Origin of the sequence: Listeria immobilis (genome assembly GCF_014322765.1) — a bacterium.
GTDB lineage: Bacteria > Bacillota > Bacilli > Lactobacillales > Listeriaceae > Listeria > Listeria immobilis.
In genome coordinates this window covers 34,952-52,147 of record NZ_JAASTZ010000012.1, presented here as the reverse complement: position 1 = coordinate 52,147, position 17,196 = coordinate 34,952, and the positions used below count along the sequence as shown (strand labels likewise).

The window sequence follows — 17,196 nt, the reverse complement described above, 5'->3', positions numbered from 1 at the left end:
GAAATATGGGAAAAGCAACTGGATTTATCGAATATGATCGAATTCCAGCACCAGGACGAGATCCAAAAAGCCGGACGCGTGACTGGAATGAATATAGTTTGCCAATGCCAGCAGCTGATTTAACTTTGCAAGCGGCAAGATGTATGGATTGCGGTGTACCATTTTGTAGCGTTGGTATGGAAATTAAAAATGGCGTATCAGGCTGCCCACTGCATAATTTAATCCCAGAATGGAACGATGCTGTTTATCGAGGCGATTGGTATGAAGCATTGCAATTACTCTTAAAAACGAATAATTTCCCTGAATTTACCGGTCGGATTTGTCCAGCACCATGTGAAGGTGGTTGTACTGTCGCAATTTCTGAACCAGCAGTAGGAATTAAATCAATTGAAAAAGCAATTATTGATCGTGGTTTTGAAGAAGGCTGGATTAAACCATCCCCCCCAAAACATCGTACAGGTAAAAGAATTGCTGTTATCGGTTCAGGACCAGCTGGTTTAGCTTGTGCCGATCAATTAAATCAAGCCGGACATAGTGTTACCGTATTTGAAAAAAGTGATCGTGTTGGTGGTTTGTTAATGTATGGCATTCCAACGATGAAACTGGAAAAAGAACAAGTAACCCGCCGAGTGAATTTGATGGCAGAAGAAGGAATTGAATTTATTACTGGAGTTGCAGCTGGAAGTGATATTAGTTTTGCTGAGCTACGCAGTGAATATGATTCTGTAGTGTTAGCAACTGGCGCTGGCAATGCACGTGATATCCCTCTAGCTGGACGTGATGCTAAAGGAATTCATTTTGCAGTACCGTATTTAACGCAAAGTACGCGGGATAACTTAGATAATGGCGGTGTCCAAACCCTTTCAGCTAAAGGAAAAAATGTTGTCATCATTGGTGGGGGAGATACTGGAGCAGATTGTGTTGCAACAGCCCTTAGACAAGGTGCAAAAAGTATTTATCAATTTGGGATTCAAGACAAATTACCAGAATTACGTGCCGGTGAAAACCCATGGCCACAATACCCACGTGTTTTTAAAATGGACTATGCCCACGAAGAAGCTGAGGCTGTTTATGGAAAAGACCCACGTGAGTATTTGATTAACACAACTGCATTCGAAAAAGATGTAGACGGCAATCTCACTGGACTTCATACTGTCGAAGTAGTGGAAGATAAAGAAACTAGAAAATATACACCAGTAGAAGGTAGTGAGAAATTTTTCGAAGTAGATATGGTTTTAATTGCCATCGGATTTGCCGGAACAACAGAAGATATTTTTACCAATTTCGGCGTAAATAAAACAGACCGTCATACCATTGATGCGGCGAAAGGATTCTATCGCACAAATGAAGAAGGTGTCTTCGCTTGTGGTGATGCTCGTCATGGTCAAAGTCTAGTCGTAACAGCTATTGCAGAAGGTCGTGAAGCAGCTAGGGAAGTGGACTTTTACTTGATGGGAGAAACTTTTTTACCTTAATAAGACAAAAAGCTTATTCGGTATTCGAATAAGCTTTTTGCTTGTCCAATTATTTCATTCCAGAAACATTGAATCCTTTTAAAATATACTTTTGGAAAGTCATAAAAATCAAGATAATCGGGATAACCATGAAAGTTGCCCCAGCCATTTGAAGTGCGTAATTGCTGCCATATTGTCCTTTTAAAAGTTGTAAGCCAACTGATAATGTGTAGAACTTCTCGTCATTAGCAATAATTAATGGCCATAAGAACGAGTTCCAACCAGCAATAAAGGTAAGAATTCCTTGTACCGCGAGAACAGGGCGTGAAATAGGAATGATAATCCGCCAGAAAATATAAAACTCACTCGCACCATCCAGTCGTGCTGCCTCAAGTAAATCATCTGAGATAGTTGACATAAATTGGCGGAATAAGAAAATCCCAAAAGCACCAACCAGCCCTGGAAGTACAATCCCGGTCATTGTGTTAGTAAGTCCAGCTGCATTTAGTAGTAAATAAACTGGAATCATTGTCACTTGTCCAGGAATCATCATTGTTGCAAGTACAAGATAAAATAATTTATTTTTTCCTTTAAATTTAAATTTCGCAAAACCATAACCTGCCATTGCATTTAAAAATAATCCGAAGAAGGAAAAAAAGACAATGATTAAAGTGTTTTTTAAATAGACAGCAAAGTCCATCTCTGTAAATAGTTTCGTGAAATTATCTAGCGTAAAAGTTTCAGGCCAAATCGTAGGCGGGATTTTTAAAATTTCTGCATCCGTTTTTAAAGAGGAGAGAACCATCCAAATGAACGGTAAAATCATAAAGAATCCGCCAACCGTCAAAATTGTAATGACAGCAATTTTAGCTCCACGCGATTTTTGCGTATATTGATTCATGTATAAAAACTCCTCTCTTAAATATCCCCGTCATTATTTTTGCGCTGAATTCGGAATTGGATAAGCGTGATAATAATAATCGCGATGAATAATATAAATGATCCAGCAGCAGCATATCCAAATTTACTAAGTTGGAACCCATTTTGGTAGATGAAAAGGGCAACAGAATTAGTACTATCTAAAGGTCCGCCTTCTGTCATAACAAAAGGTTCCTCGAAGAATTGTAACCAACCAATCATTGTTGTTACCGTTACAAAGAATATCGCAAAACGAAGCATGGGAACTGTAATTTTAAATAATTGTTGGCGACTATTTGCTCCATCAAGGGAAGCAGCTTCGTAATATTCTTTTGGAATGCCTTGAAGTGCTGCTAGGAAAATAATCATATTTACACCGATTGCCCGCCATACAGCGAGGACAATTAAGGAAAGTTTCGCGATTGTTGGGTCTTGCAACCAGGGTACAGGTCCTAAATCTAGGAAAGAAAGCAAGTAGTTAAGTAAACCGAACCGTGGATTATATAAGTAACTCCAAACAACTGCAACAGCGACAACGTTTGTAATCGAAGGAGTGTAGAAGATTAACCGGAAAAATTGAAAAATCTTTGCTTGCGAAAAGTTAATCATAAGAGCAATACCAAGCGAACAAATAATAACAAGGGGTACACCAATAACTACATAGAAGAGGGTATTAAAAATCGATTTTAAAAAGACCGGATCTTGCATAATGTTGACATAATTATCAATACCAATAAAGTTAATCTTAGAATAATCCGCGAGCCCGACTAAATCAATATCTGTAAAACTAATAACGAAAGCTAGCATAATCGGTAGTAGCGAAAACAGAAGAAGTAAAAACAACGCTGGCGAAATAAACAAATAGGGGGTGTTTTTATTTAGAAATTGTTTCATAACATCAGTTCCATTCTAAAAGGGCAAATAACTGCACTATCTATATTTGCCCTTTTTATTCGTTATTTTTTAAGTAGCGATTCTACTTGATCATTAAAACTATCCATTTGCGTTTGCACATCTGCGCCACCACGATAAATTTGTTCCCAAGATTTACCATATAATTGCGCAATTTCTTCAAACTGTGGAATTAATGGCATTGGTTCTGCTGTTTTCATTTGTTCTCCAAACACTTTGTAGTAAGGATCGTTTTTCAACATATCATCTTCCCATGCATCCATACGAGCAGGCATAGAGTTAGTATCTTTTAACCAAGAAAGTTGTACATCAGGTTGGCTCATATAATCCATAAATTTCAAAGCATCGTCTTTTTTATCACTATATTTAAATATGGAAAGGTTTGCTCCACCGAGACTAGACTGATTATTTTCTTTTTTAGGTAAAACAGCTGTTGCCCATTTACCATCAATATCAGGTGCAGTATCTTTTAAAGTGTTAACCATCCAAGGACCACTCATAAACATTGGAACAATTCCGTCGCCGCCAAAGCTTTGAGAAGCATCTAGACCAAGATCAGTATCTGGGGCAGAACCGTTCTTAATGAAACTATCTAAGTAAGAAACAGCATCAACGAAAGGTGCTTTATTGAAAACAGGTTGTTCATTTTTATCAAATAAAGGAGAGCCATTTTGACGACCAAAAATGAAACCAGTAGTTTGTTCATTTGGATCAACTGAGAAGCCATACATATCTTTGCCACGTTTTGAAAGTTTTAAAGCAGCATCAGATAATTCTTCCCAAGTTTTTGGTGCTTCATTATAACCAACTTTTTTCAGTAAATCGGTGCGATAGAAGAGTACACGGGTTTCTGCATACCACGGAACACCATACGTCTTTCCGTCAAATTGTGTTGTTTTGATAGAACCAGGGAAAAATAATTCAGGGTTCATATTTTCACTTTTTTCTACATCTTTTGTAATATCCAGTAATGCACCAGCTTCAACAAATTCTGGCATCCAAGTAGTTCCCATTTGGACAACATCAGGGCCAGATTTAGAAGCAACAGCAGTTAATAATTTATCATGTGCATTTGCCCAAGGAATAACTTGAACTTTTACTTCAATACCAGTTTCTTTTGTGAATTTCAGTGCTAGTTCTTTTAAAGATTTTGCTTCGTCTCCCATTGCCCAAACATTTAATACTTTAGATTCGCTTGAATTTACCTCATCTTTCGTCCCGCAAGCCATCAGAACCAAACTAAGTGATAACAACAAAGCTAATAGTGCAAACATCTTTTTTTTCATGATTTTTCCTCCATTTTTTGGTTTTTTTCAAAACAACCCTTATGACTGAAGTATATGAAAATAAAACAAGTTGTACGAAACAAGTTTTGCTGCGTACGGGGAAAAACAAATTGTGAAAACTAATTCACATACTGAATATTCAATAGAAACGTTTCGATAAGGTTATTATAGTATATAATGTAATCGGTTTCAAGTGGATTGCAAAATTATTTTTAATAATATAGTTAAACACATTGTATATCAATGGTTTAATAGGCATATTATTTTTAAAGAATAACATTTGCAAAAGCGGGATAATATAGAAGAAAATGATAAATCCGGTTTATTACACTTGTGAATTGATTTATTGGTTGACTAAAGAAAAGAAAGCGCTTATACTGTTGTTATATTTGAATAGAAACGTTTCGAAAAATGTGTTTTAGGAGGTTCCTATGAAACAAGGAAAATTAACCGCTTTATTAGCAGAAATGACCTTAGATGAAAAAATTGCCCAGTGTTTGCAATTATCCCCTTTTCTTTTTAAAGGAGCAATTAAAAATGCCGAATTAACAGGACCTTTACTTCAAGAAATGAAATTAACAGATGCTCATACAGAAAATGCTGGTTCCGTTCTTGGATCAAGTTCAGCTGAGGATATGTTAAGCATTCAAGAAGCCTATTTAAAAACGAATCGATTAGGCATTCCCCTTATTTTTATGGCGGATGTCATTCATGGATATAAAACAGTGTTTCCAATACCGCTCGCACTTGGATGTTCTTTTAATCGAGAAATAGTTCAAACGATGGCAGAAGTTTCCGCCCTGGAAGCAACAGCGGATGGACATCATGTGACCTTTTCACCGATGCTTGATTTAGTACGCGACCCTAGATGGGGAAGAGTAATGGAATCCACTGGAGAAGATCCATTTTTAAATAGTGAGCTTGGAAAGGCAATGGTTGCTGGGTATCAAGGTGAAACTGAAAAGCTTCATGAAAATTACACAAACTTAGCGGCATGCGTAAAACACTTTGCAGCATATGGGGCAGCAGAGGCTGGTCTAGAATATAATACTGTAAATATGTCAACGCGCGAACTATATCAAAACTATCTACCAGCATATGATGCAGCAATTCAAGCAGGAGCCAAATTAGTAATGACAGCTTTTAATGTGGTAGATGGTGTTCCTGCAACAATGAACAAGTGGTTAAATCGAGACGTTTTGCGGAATGAAATGAATTTTAATGGCGTATTAATTTCTGATTGGGGCGCAGTTGCAGAAGTAATTAATCATGGGACGGCAAGAAATCCGGCAGAAGCAGCACAGTTTTCGATGGAAGCTGGTGTTGATATGGAAATGATGACTACTTGCTATATTCATGAATTAAAAGATTTAGTTACAACGAATAAACTATCAGAAAGCTTGATTGATGAAGCTGTTTTACGAATCTTACAATTAAAAAATGATTTAGGGCTATTTGAAGATCCTTATCGTGGTTTAAAAGAAAAATCACGCCAAACTGATATTCTAACAACGGTAAATCGGCAAAAATCAAGAGAAGCTGGTTTAGAATCTGCGGTTTTACTAGAAAATAAACAACAGCTACTCCCACTTTCTCCTAAAACCAAAATCGCCCTCATTGGTCCATTAGCAACTTCAAGCGATATTCTTGGCGGTTGGACAGTATACGGTGAAGAAAAAGATGCTATCCAAGTAGAAACTGGTTTACGAGAAGTTTTTTCTGAGTTAATAACTGTTCAAACAGACTACACCACACTTACTGAGGAAAATAAAACAGCAATAGCAAAAGCAGTTCAAGCATCCGAAGTGGTTGTTCTTGCACTTGGCGAAAAGAATGAATGGGGCGGTGAAGCAGGAAGTTTAGCTACAATACGTTTGCCGGAAGCACAATATAATTTAGCGAACTATGTAAAAACACTTGGGAAACCAGTTGTAACCACATTATTTAATGGTAGACCGTTAGAAGTTAAGGAACTAGCTGAGGTAAGTGATGCGCTTTTAGAACTCTGGTTTCCAGGGACAGAAGCTGGTCATGTAACAGCTGATTTATTAGTTGGTAAAAGTAATCCTTCTGGTAAATTATCTATGTCGTTCCCACAAACAACAGGGCAAATTCCTGTATACTACAATCATTTACAAACAGGTCGACCTCAGACAGAAGGAAATAAAGGGGAACGCTATGTTTCTCATTATCTAGATATTCCAAATGAGCCATACTATCCATTTGGCTACGGAAAAAGTTATAGTGCATTCGAGTGGGAGACTGCCGAATTACCAAAACAAATCCGTCTTGGCGAGTCAGTAGAAATAAAAGTAACTGTAAGAAATAAAAGCAAAGTAGCAGGAAAAGAAGTAATTCAAGTTTACTTACAAGATGTAACAGCTAGTATATCTCGCCCTGTAAAAGAACTTAAAGCATTTGAAAAAATATTCCTTCAAGCTGAGGAAGAGAAGACCGTTTCATTGGAATTAACAAGTGAAGCATTCTCTTTCTATAATTCCAAATTAGAAAAAATACAAGAACCTGGTTTACACCGTATTTTCGTTGGAACAAGTAGCGTAGAAGTGGATACTTTTGAACTGGAAGTGGGGGAAATTTAGTGACAAACTTAATTGAACTAAAACAAGGAAATTTTACTGCAGCTTTTCATCCACAAGGGCAGTTAGCATGGATGAAATTAAATCAAATTATGTTAAATCAAGTTATCCAAAATCCATTAGAAAACAGATTATCGCAAATATATGTACGTGCGTATCAAGGAAATAAAATAACAGCCTATCCATTACTCACAGAAAACGCAGAAGTAGCTTTTAGCGAAAGTAGTGTAAGGTATCTTGGAGAAGCTGGGCCTTTTCGCTTTGATGTACAAATGCATTTTCATCCACAGGGTTGGTTTTATCATGTAAAAGTGGACGGAGATGTGGAATTTGATTTGGTTTATTTACAAGATTTAGGGTTGGCAGAACAAGCAGCTGTAAGAACGAATGAAGCTTATATGTCGCAGTATATTGATTATCATGTGACAGAAGACGAAGCAGGTTACACTATCCAAGCACGCCAAAACCAACCACAAAACAATCAATTTCCAGCAGTCCAAATAGGTGGAACAACGAAGATTATTGGTTACGCAACGGATGGATTTGATATCTACGGAACTGCTTACAAACTAACGAATCAAATAGAAGCATTATCCAAAAGTTCATTACCAAACCGAGTCTATCAATATGAATTCGCGCAAATTTCTCTACAAACAGAGAAGTTCCAAGGAAACGGAGAAACTACTTTTTATGGTTATATAACAGAAAATCAACCAGAAGCATCAGGTGCCAAACATAAAAATATATGGGACATAAACAAAGTAGCAACAAAAAATAACTATCAAACAGTAAATAAAATTACCCGTCAAAAAAGGATAGATTTACCAATTACTGGAGAAACTATTTCAGAAGCATGGTTGCAAGCGAAATTTCCAGATCGTATTCAAGAAGAAACACAAGATGATATGTTGTTATCTTTCTTCACTCCTAATTATTCACATGTTGTAACTCGCGAAAAAGAGGGGAAACTAGAGCGCCCTCATGGCAGTATTTTACTTGATAAAGTGAATGTATTAAATCCAGAAACAACTCTTTCAGCAACAACATATATGTATGGCGCATTTTTATCTCAACTTGTCGCAGGAAATTCCAATATGAACAAATGGAATAGCCACGCCCGAAATCCACTTAATATCCTTCAAACGAGCGGGGTGCGAATTTATATAGAACAGGATTCGAAGCTTAGGTTACTGGGTGTGCCGTCTTTATGGGAGACGGGAACAAACTATTCCATCTGGTACTACCAATTAGCGGATGATCTAATTACCATCCAAACAACACTCACTGCTGAAAGTAAAGAAGCCTATGTAACAGTGAAGTCGGAAAAAGGCCGCCAATATAAATTTGTACTAACAAACCAGGTAACAATGGGAACGAATGAATATGAGACTAGCGTGAAAAAAACAATAAATCAAAAGGTAGTCACATACTATCCATCCGATGAATCTCCAATGTTAGCTACCTACCCAGATATTTCTTTCCAAGTGGATGGATCTTTCCAAAAAATCACAGATGAAAGCTATTTTGCAGAAGCCTATGCTCAGTCAGCGGGATTAGATGTCTTTATTTACGATGCAACTGATTATGCTAATTTTCATGTGCAAGCTAAGCTAACAAAAGAATTTGCTGCACTTCAACCAGATTTAGAAATAGCAATAAAAGAAGTTCGTGCAAACTACGATGAATTAACTGCGCAGTTTCATTTGAATCATTCTAATGCAGCGGCAGAAAAATTAAATTTAACGGTATATTGGTATGCTCACCAAATGTTGGTTCATTATGCATCCCCGCACGGTTTAGAACAGTATAGCGGGGCAGCCTGGGGAACTCGTGATGTTAGCCAAGGTCCGTTTGAATTCTTTCTTGCAACCGGCAATAAGGCTGTGTTACGCAACCTTATAGTAACGATTTATTCTCATCAATATCAAGATACAGGAGACTGGCCGCAGTGGTTTATGTTCGATAAATACACTTCCATTCAACAAGAAGAAAGCCACGGTGATGTAATAGTCTGGCCGCTTAAGATTATTGGTGATTATTTAGAATTGACAGGAGATACAAAGATTTTAGAGGAAGAAATTCCTTTTATGGACCGTACATCGAAAAATTTCACCGCAGAAACCAGCTCACTGAAAAAACATATTGAATTAACTGTTAAAACAATCGAATCCCGTTTTATGAAAGGAACAGCACTGTCGAATTATGGAGATGGAGACTGGGATGACACACTGCAACCAGCAAATGCCCAGTTAAAGAAAAACATGGTATCCAGTTGGACTGTGGCGCTAACTTATCAAGCCTTCAAACGACTTGCGGCATATTTGCCAGCAGGAGAAGAATTTGCAGTGCTTGCGAATCGCGTACAAGCGGATTTTGAACAATATATGATTGGTAAAACGGATGTGATTCCAGGGTTCCTTTATTTAGAAGAAGGGAAAGAGCCTGTTTGGATGATTCACCCGGAAGATAAGGATACAAAAATTAACTATCGCCTAATTCCTTTAACTAGAAGTGTTATCGCTGAACTGGTAAGCAAAGAACAAGCTAAGCGGAATTTTGAAATTATCAACAGCCATTTATTACATCCTGATGGCGTAAGATTAATGAGTGAACCAGCACACTATGCAGGCGGGGTGAGTACCCATTTTAAACGAGCAGAACAAGCAGCTAATTTTGGGAGAGAAGTAGGCTTGCAATATGTCCATGCTCATATTCGTTATATTGAATCATTAGCTAAAATTGGTGATGCAAGTGCGTGGCATATGTTGGAAATTATTAATCCAATCAATATTAAAGAAGTTGTACCAAACGCGGCACTTCGTCAAAGCAACACCTATTTTAGTAGTTCAGATGCGGCCTTTTTAGATCGTTATCAGGCTCAAAATGAATTTTCACGTGTAAAAGAAGGAACAATCCCAGTAAAAGGTGGTTGGCGCATTTATTCAAGTGGTCCAGGAATCTATTTGCATCAATTGATTAGTGCTGTTCTGGGCATTCGTCAAATTAAAGATACATTTATTTTTGATCCAATTTTACCAGCAGAACTAGATGGTTTGGAATGTCATATAGAGTTGGATAATTACGCACTTGATATAACTTACGAACTTGCGGAAAAAGCAGGGATTTTAGTAGATGGAGAAAAGCAATTAGTAGAAAATGCAGCAAATCTATATCGAACAGGGGCAATGATTTTACCGAAAAAGAACTTAACGTCAAAATGTTCGCAAATTACAATTAAATTTCAAAAAAACAACTGTCTCTAAGATTGTTTTGTGTATAATAAAAGAAAACAGAAAAGGATGCGATTCACGTGGTAGGAATTAAAGATATCGCGAAAAAGGCAGGGGTTTCCATATCAACAGTATCCTATGCACTCAATGGCAGCCCGAAAGTGACCGAAAAAACGCGAAAACGAATTATGACCATCGCAAATGAATTGAACTATATTCCCAATATGGCAGCACGAACGTTAAAAACACGAGAAACTAAAATTATCGGCGTCTATTTAACAAACTATGGCGGGATATTTTATGGAACTTTACTCGAGGGTTTAACGCAAACGCTTTACAAACATGGGTATGAGCTTATTGCTTGCAGTGGTACAAAAGCACACCGGTTTTTACCCGAGAAAATGATTGATGGGGCAATTATATTAGATGCTAACTTCCCTTCCAGTGAGATTATTAACTACGCTGATCGTGGTCATAAATTAGTCGTATTAGACCGGGAGTTAACACATAAAAATGTTTGCCAAGTTTTGTTGGATAATAAAGGTGGCGCTACGCTGGCAATTGATTATTTATCAACAGACTTTTCAGGAGATTTTTATGTGGTTACAGGTCCAGATGATTCCTACGATGCCAGAGTCAGGCTAGAAACTGCAAAACAAGAATTAGCTCGGTCAGGAGATAAAACAGCACATATCATTGAAGGGGATTTTTCTGAACAAAGTGGTGAAAATGCTGCCGCGATTATTGCTGAAAATTGGAAAGCACCAGTATCAGTATTTGCTTTAAATGATAATATGGCCATTGGCATGTATCGTTATTTTGCAAAAACAACACTAGAAATTGGAAAAGATGTGCGAATTATTGGTTTTGATAACACTGATATTAGTGAATATTTAGTACCTCGTCTTGCAACAATTGAATATTCTAAATACAAATGGGGAGCAGTAGCAGCTGATAAATTAGTTGCCCTTCTCGAAGGAGATAAAGCTGAAAACGAAATAATCTACACTACAAGAATTAGCGGTTCCTCTGTTTCAAAAAATTAGTACACTTTTTTGCTTATTTTAAGGTATACTTAAAGTAAAATTAAAGGAGTTGTTGGCTAATGAAACTTGGAATTATGGGAACGAATTGGATTACAGATGCTTTTATTGATGGAGCTATTAATTCAGGTGAATGGACACTTACTGCTGTTTATTCAAGAACAGAAGAAAAAGCTCGAGCATTTGGAGAAAAATATGGAGATTTAGCTTATTTCACTGATATAGAAGAAATGGGGAAATCGGACGCACTCGATGCAGTGTACATTGCGTCCCCGAATGCCCTTCATTTTGAACATGCAGTAAGTTTACTCAAAAATAAAAAACATGTTATCGTCGAAAAACCAATTTTTTCTACGGTGGCTGAACTAGAATATGCCCACCAAATCGCTCGTGAAAATAATGTGTTCTTATTTGAAGCAGCACGCCATATCCAAGAACCTAATTTTAAAAAAGTGCAAGAAAATTTAACAAAAATTGGTACAATCCATGGGGCAACACTATCTTATATGAAATATTCATCCCGATATGACCAAGTTTTAAATGGAGAAGAACCAAATATCTTCTCATTGAAATTTTCAGGTGGCTCGATTGTTGATTTAGGCGTATATCCGCTTTATTCAGCAATTACTCTATTCGGAGAACCAGTGAAAGCAACTTATTTTGCCACAAAACTACCAACTGGGGTGGACGGATTAGGACCAATTATTTTGGAATATCCTACATTTAACATCACGATTATTCAAGGGAAAAATTCACAGTCCTTCTTACCAAGCGAAATTTATGGTCAAAAAGGAACCTTGATTATTGATCCGCTTACGGGTATTGAAAATATTACTTTTTATGATAATGCCACAAAAGAAGTGACCGAACTAGCAGGACCAACTGTTCCTAATGATATGCAATTTGAAGCTGCAGAGTTTGCAAGAATTATCGAACAAAGTGACCATGATACCTATGAATACTTAGCTGACTTAAGCTTAAAAGTACTACGTGTCTCAAACGAACTCCGCCATCAAAATGATATTTGGTTTAATGTAGAAAAATAATTTAAAGGAAAGCGTAATACTATGAACCGACCCCAAAAATCTAACTTTTGGAGGTCGGTATTTTTTGTGGCGAAACATAATTACCCTGATTATTTAGTAGTCAACTATTTTAATATTAGTGGAAGTATGTACCTATTTTTTGATATACTAATTTTAGTATAAATGACGGGAGGAGACATTTCATGAGTAACATCGCTTCAAGTACTAGCTCAGCAACATCTGCCGTTGCGGGAGTAAAATCAGTGACTATAAATAAAGGACAACAAGTCTCTTTAGAGCAAAGTACAATAACCAGTATGAAGACAGGAATGGAAGTTAATAACCAGTTGTTAACAGATTTAGCGCAACTAATTGACTGTGTGACGACTCAAAGCGAAAAATTCCCCAAAATTGCAGAACTTATTGCCCTTCAAGATAGTCAAATTACATTTTAAGAGGTGAATTATTTGAATAAAAAGTCAAATGATTACGAACGTGTGAAATATAATCAGCTAATTTTAGAAAATGAACAGCAAATTGATGAGCTCAGCAACGGAAAAAGAAAACTTGAAGAATCTATTTATAATTTGGAAGTAGACTTTCGTAGAGGTTTTCAGGAACTAAACAATTTAAATAATGAAAATGCAAGATTTGATAGCTCCGAAACAAATTGGTTTAAACGTCATAATGAAGAGCAAGAACAATCATTTCGTCAATTACTACGTGAATCCAATGACCAGATTGTATCAGCCTACAAAAAAGAAACGAAAAAAATGGACGAAGAACGTGAAATCCTTTATAAGAAGCGGAGTGATATTCCTTGGGATTAGTTTATTCAAGTAGCGAGTCTGCCGAATTAGTTCAATCTTTAACAAGTAATTTAACAAATGGAAAAGAAGCAATCAACCAACTAAAACTTGGAAGCCAAGAGGTCATTGCAGCAGTAGATGGACATTCATTGGCGGGCGCTGCTTATACTGCGGGAAAAGGTATATTTAGCGATCTGATTATCCCAACTATTACACGAGTAACTACTGCTTGTGAAGCAATTGAACTAGAACTGCAAAAATATGAAACAGCTGATCAAAACATTTCAAATGAAGGGTATTTAAATGAAGAAAATTTAAATCAGCAAATTGCGATAAAAAAAATGATGAAAGCTTCTGTTGACTTTGCTTCATCTATTGCAAAAGCTGCTTTAAGAAATAATCCGGCTACAACAATACTAGATTCTTTACTTGATTTTCAGAAAAAACTAGATCAAATGTCAGATAGCATTCAGGATGATATTGAGCAATTACAAATAAAATTAGATAAGTTACATACCTTTTCTTCACAAACAAATGGATTGTTTAGTGATAGTCTTAACGATTTAAATATAGCTATGCAAGGTGTATTAGTGTTAGATAATACGATTATAAATTCTGATGGCTCATACACCTTGCCCACTGGTACAGACAAAAGCTGGTTTACAGGCAAAAAAGATGTAGCAGCATTTAAAAATTCACCAAACTATATTGCTACACATGCACCGGAAAATATGACACCAGGAGAGACAGAAAACTGGCTAATCGAAAACCTTAATAAATTTGGCCCAGACTTTTTAGATTATATTAAAGATGGAACTATTTCAACTATAAGCTTTGTAAATGGTCGTGCTTTTCTAAATGGTGTTGCTATCACTCAAGATTCATTAGGTCGATTAAAATTAGGAAATAGATTTTTATTTAAACCAACAACAAATGGAGGTCACGTTTATAATCTAGGTAAAAGTTTCCAAAACAAATCTGGTATTGATCTGGGAAATTATCATTACTCTATGCTTCCAAATGGGAGTATTGACTTTGGAGAGTTAAAGTTAGCAGGACTTTCAAATTTTAAAGAAGCATTCAATCCTGTAAATGATTTTAAAGGATGGGGGGATGCTTCAAAAGTTGGTAAATTTGGAAAAGGACTGGGTATCCTTGGAACAGGTTTAACAATTGGAAATAATTTTGCAGAAAATATAGACTTATCTGATGGACTTGATGCAGGAGAGACAGTTGATTTTGTAACAGATTCTGCAATTGATATTGGTTCAGCTGCAGGCGCTACTGCGGTTGGTGCTATGGTTGGGTCAGCATTCCTTCCCCCATTAGGGACGGTTGTTGGTGCAGCAGTGGGTGTTGGAATTAATGTAGCTATAAATTGGGAATTTGGAGGACCTCCTAAAAAAAGTGCTGTAGATCATGTTAAAGATGGTGTTAAGACTGTCACAAAAGCAGTAGGTGATTGGGTTGGAGGATTCTTATTTGGGAATGGGTGATATCTATGGTAGAAAATATAAACAGTTCAGAATCATTAAATAAAAAATACTTTATTTCTTTGGCAAAAACTAGAGGTTCAGTGGGGGCACTACGAATCCAATTAATTGCTTTGTTAGTCCTATCAATTATTGGATTGATCCCAGGAATAGAAATTCACTCTTGGTACAATAATATAGCAAGCACAATTTTATATGGGATGCTAAAATTTTATGTGGTTTATGCGATTGTATTGAATATCTATTTTTTTCTTATTCCCAAAAAAATAGTTTATAAACATCAGGTATTTAATTCTATATTATTATTTTTTACTTTATTAATTGAATTAGTTATTTTAGTAGCTCTTTCATTCATGATTAGTAATAGTAAATCAACTGGGTATAAGTCAAACATAGCTGATTTTAATGCAACCTATTCAATGATATTTCTAGTTTTAATTGGAACAGTAGCTCTACTGACTATTTGTTATAATGTTTTTTGGATTAGAAAAAATATAAGGAAAGGCTTTTCGGAACAAAGAAAAGTTGCTAATTATCTAGCTTTTTCTAAGGTATTTAATTTTAATTCTGCTTGGATTATTTTTGGAGTAGTTAGTATTACAGGCGTATTTTTTACAAATTTTTTATTTATTTTAGGACTTTTACTTGCCTTGGTTTTTGTGTTAGCCTTCACAAGATTGCTGATAGAAATTGGCTACCTAACATATTTGAAATCTGTAAATAGAGATTATTGGGAAGAGTATAAAGACCAGAAGCCCTTTTCTTTCAATGGGAGATTGAGATCAATACTCAGGAAAAAGTATGTATATGTGTTAATAGGAATAGCTATAATAGTTGGTATGGTGAAAATTGATGAGAAATATGCATTATCTAAAACAATAAAAAATATATTTGGATTTATTGTAATTGTCATCTTAATTGGATTTATGATAATTTTGATACAATGGATTATAAAAAAAATAAAAAATAAGCATGTTGGGAGAAAAAAATGAAAATAAAAACAAGACAATTTAGCCTAAATAATGTCATTGGATTTAGTGCAACACTTGATTCTGATAAAGAGATATTTGACCAAGTGGCTGAAATTGGCGCTGAGTTTAAGAAAGTATTAGTTCAGAATGGATATTTTGCAGATTCACCCACTATCTTTGAATACAATCCATTTGATGAATCAAATGATGTGACTATTTTATCCACTGTTGGCAATAAAATAAACATTGTTGGAGAAAATAAGTCACAGTTTTTTTATAAAGAAAGACTAGAATTTACTACAAATTATTTTTATCGTCATTATGACCAAGAAGAAGCTATACCTTATAATGAAATTAAGGAAAAGATTGATAAGGAAAAAGGTATTTTATTAACAATTTATCACGTTCTTCTGGATTTAGAAGGCGATATTGTTATTGATTTATATTGTGAGGTAGACAAACTATGAAATTGTTGCCAAAAGTCTTTACAGCAGACAAAATTAGCTTTCAGAATGTTGTAAGTAAAAGAGCTAAATTTTATTATTCTGAAATAGAAGAGAACTATCAAAATTTTGTTTCTGGCATTATTAATGAAGGTTATAATTTGAAAGGTCCCTTTTTTTATAGCCTTAATAATGTTCCAACAGATGAAATGATAGATATCGAAATGTTTTTTCCAATCATTGAAAACATCTTTGAAGTAGAAGATTATCAATTTGCTTCATATTTTGAAATCACTCCATTACTAAAAACAATCATTGTGGGTGATTTTGATAACGTAACGGAGCAGTCTTATGCAGAATTATTAGCGACCTTAGAAATAAATAATTTGAATATAGAAACACCTTTTTTTCATGTATTCCCAAAAAACGGGAGCAAATATGTTAATCTATATGTTGGTTATTATAAAAGTTAAATATTATTAATATGGCTAACACTATTTTTTGTAGCATCAAGGTTTAATGTAGAAAAATAATTTAATGGAAAGCCAGGAAAAGTGTTTTTAATACTTATTCCTGGCTTTTTTGTGCTTGACAATAAGTTTAATTTAAGTGTACTATTTACTTAATACACTAGTTTCAGATGGAGGAGGTAATGATGAAACCAACATTCCATACAGATAAACCCATTTATAGTCAGATTTGTGATTGGATGAAGAAAAAGATGGTTACAGGAGAATGGAAATCAGATGATAAATTACCGTCTGTCCGTGAAATGGGAGCATCACTTGCAGTTAATCCAAATACAGTTAGTCGAGCATACCAAGAGTTAGAAAGAGCAGGCTACATTTATGCTAAGCGTGGGATGGGATCATTTGTAACATCAGAAAGAGTTGTTTTCGAGCAGCTTAAAAGTGAACTGGCTGATGAAATGGCCGAGCGTTTTTTGGAAGAGGCAGAAAGTATTGGTTTAACCCGTCAAGCAGCAATAGAACTACTAACAAAAAGGAGTATTTAA

Annotated in this window: 15 protein-coding genes; 12 read left to right on the top strand and 3 right to left on the bottom strand. The window is 35.6% G+C overall.

Going from position 1 to position 17,196, the window contains the following annotated elements:
* Positions 1–5 precede the first annotated feature (5 nt).
* Positions 6–1,475: a glutamate synthase subunit beta gene (locus HCJ50_RS10215; RefSeq protein WP_185347217.1), complete on the top strand. Its 1,470-nt coding sequence runs from the start codon at positions 6–8 to the stop codon at positions 1,473–1,475.
* Positions 1,476–1,524: 49 nt separating this feature from the next.
* On the opposite strand, the gene HCJ50_RS10210 is transcribed toward HCJ50_RS10215, so the two are convergent.
* The 3 genes from HCJ50_RS10210 to HCJ50_RS10200 form a co-directional block, all read right to left on the bottom strand.
* The gene (locus HCJ50_RS10210) at positions 1,525–2,355 is read right to left on the bottom strand and encodes a carbohydrate ABC transporter permease (protein WP_185347215.1); all 831 of its coding nucleotides are present in this window, start codon (positions 2,353–2,355) and stop codon (positions 1,525–1,527) included.
* A gap of 17 nt (positions 2,356–2,372) precedes the next feature.
* Entirely contained in the window at positions 2,373–3,266 is an 894-nt protein-coding gene (locus tag HCJ50_RS10205) for a carbohydrate ABC transporter permease (protein ID WP_185347213.1), read from the bottom strand.
* A gap of 62 nt (positions 3,267–3,328) precedes the next feature.
* A complete protein-coding gene (locus HCJ50_RS10200) occupies positions 3,329–4,570 on the bottom strand; it encodes a sugar ABC transporter substrate-binding protein (protein WP_185347211.1) in 1,242 nt (413 codons plus the stop codon).
* A 431-nt stretch (positions 4,571–5,001) separates the two neighbouring features.
* Here HCJ50_RS10200 and HCJ50_RS10195 point away from each other — a divergent pair, with 431 nt between their 5' ends.
* The 11 genes from HCJ50_RS10195 (at position 5,002) to HCJ50_RS10145 (ending at position 17,196) form a co-directional block, all read left to right on the top strand.
* A complete protein-coding gene (locus HCJ50_RS10195; protein ID WP_185347209.1) occupies positions 5,002–7,170 on the top strand; it encodes a glycoside hydrolase family 3 N-terminal domain-containing protein in 2,169 nt (722 codons plus the stop codon).
* Positions 7,170–10,430, top strand: a complete 3,261-nt coding sequence (locus HCJ50_RS10190; RefSeq protein WP_185347207.1) for a GH36-type glycosyl hydrolase domain-containing protein — start codon at positions 7,170–7,172, stop codon at positions 10,428–10,430. Before HCJ50_RS10195 ends, HCJ50_RS10190 begins: the two co-directional genes overlap by 1 nt.
* Before the next feature lie 47 nt (positions 10,431–10,477).
* Positions 10,478–11,443 carry a LacI family DNA-binding transcriptional regulator gene (locus tag HCJ50_RS10185; RefSeq protein WP_185347205.1) on the top strand — a complete coding sequence of 322 codons (966 nt, stop codon included), beginning with the start codon at positions 10,478–10,480 and terminating at the stop codon, positions 11,441–11,443.
* A gap of 59 nt (positions 11,444–11,502) precedes the next feature.
* A complete protein-coding gene (locus HCJ50_RS10180; RefSeq protein ID WP_185347203.1) occupies positions 11,503–12,486 on the top strand; it encodes a Gfo/Idh/MocA family protein in 984 nt (327 codons plus the stop codon).
* Between the two features lie 182 nt (positions 12,487–12,668).
* Positions 12,669–12,920 (top strand): hypothetical protein, encoded by a 252-nt coding sequence (locus tag HCJ50_RS10175; RefSeq protein WP_003720034.1) that lies wholly within the window; start codon positions 12,669–12,671, stop codon positions 12,918–12,920.
* Between the two features lie 12 nt (positions 12,921–12,932).
* Positions 12,933–13,295, top strand: a complete 363-nt coding sequence (locus tag HCJ50_RS10170; protein ID WP_185347201.1) for a hypothetical protein — start codon at positions 12,933–12,935, stop codon at positions 13,293–13,295.
* On the top strand, positions 13,286–14,770 hold the full coding sequence (locus HCJ50_RS10165; RefSeq protein ID WP_185347199.1) for a hypothetical protein: 1,485 nt from the start codon (positions 13,286–13,288) through the stop codon (positions 14,768–14,770). Before HCJ50_RS10170 ends, HCJ50_RS10165 begins: the two co-directional genes overlap by 10 nt.
* 5 nt (positions 14,771–14,775) lie before the next feature.
* The gene (locus HCJ50_RS10160; RefSeq protein WP_185347197.1) at positions 14,776–15,759 is read left to right on the top strand and encodes a hypothetical protein; all 984 of its coding nucleotides are present in this window, start codon (positions 14,776–14,778) and stop codon (positions 15,757–15,759) included.
* The gene (locus tag HCJ50_RS10155; RefSeq protein ID WP_185347195.1) at positions 15,756–16,205 is read left to right on the top strand and encodes a hypothetical protein; all 450 of its coding nucleotides are present in this window, start codon (positions 15,756–15,758) and stop codon (positions 16,203–16,205) included. The genes HCJ50_RS10160 and HCJ50_RS10155 overlap by 4 nt, the downstream gene beginning before the upstream one ends.
* Positions 16,202–16,654, top strand: coding sequence for a DUF5085 family protein (locus HCJ50_RS10150; protein ID WP_185347194.1), 453 nt, complete (start codon positions 16,202–16,204; stop codon positions 16,652–16,654). Before HCJ50_RS10155 ends, HCJ50_RS10150 begins: the two co-directional genes overlap by 4 nt.
* Positions 16,655–16,836: 182 nt before the next feature.
* The gene (locus HCJ50_RS10145; RefSeq protein WP_185347304.1) at positions 16,837–17,196 is read left to right on the top strand and encodes a GntR family transcriptional regulator; all 360 of its coding nucleotides are present in this window, start codon (positions 16,837–16,839) and stop codon (positions 17,194–17,196) included.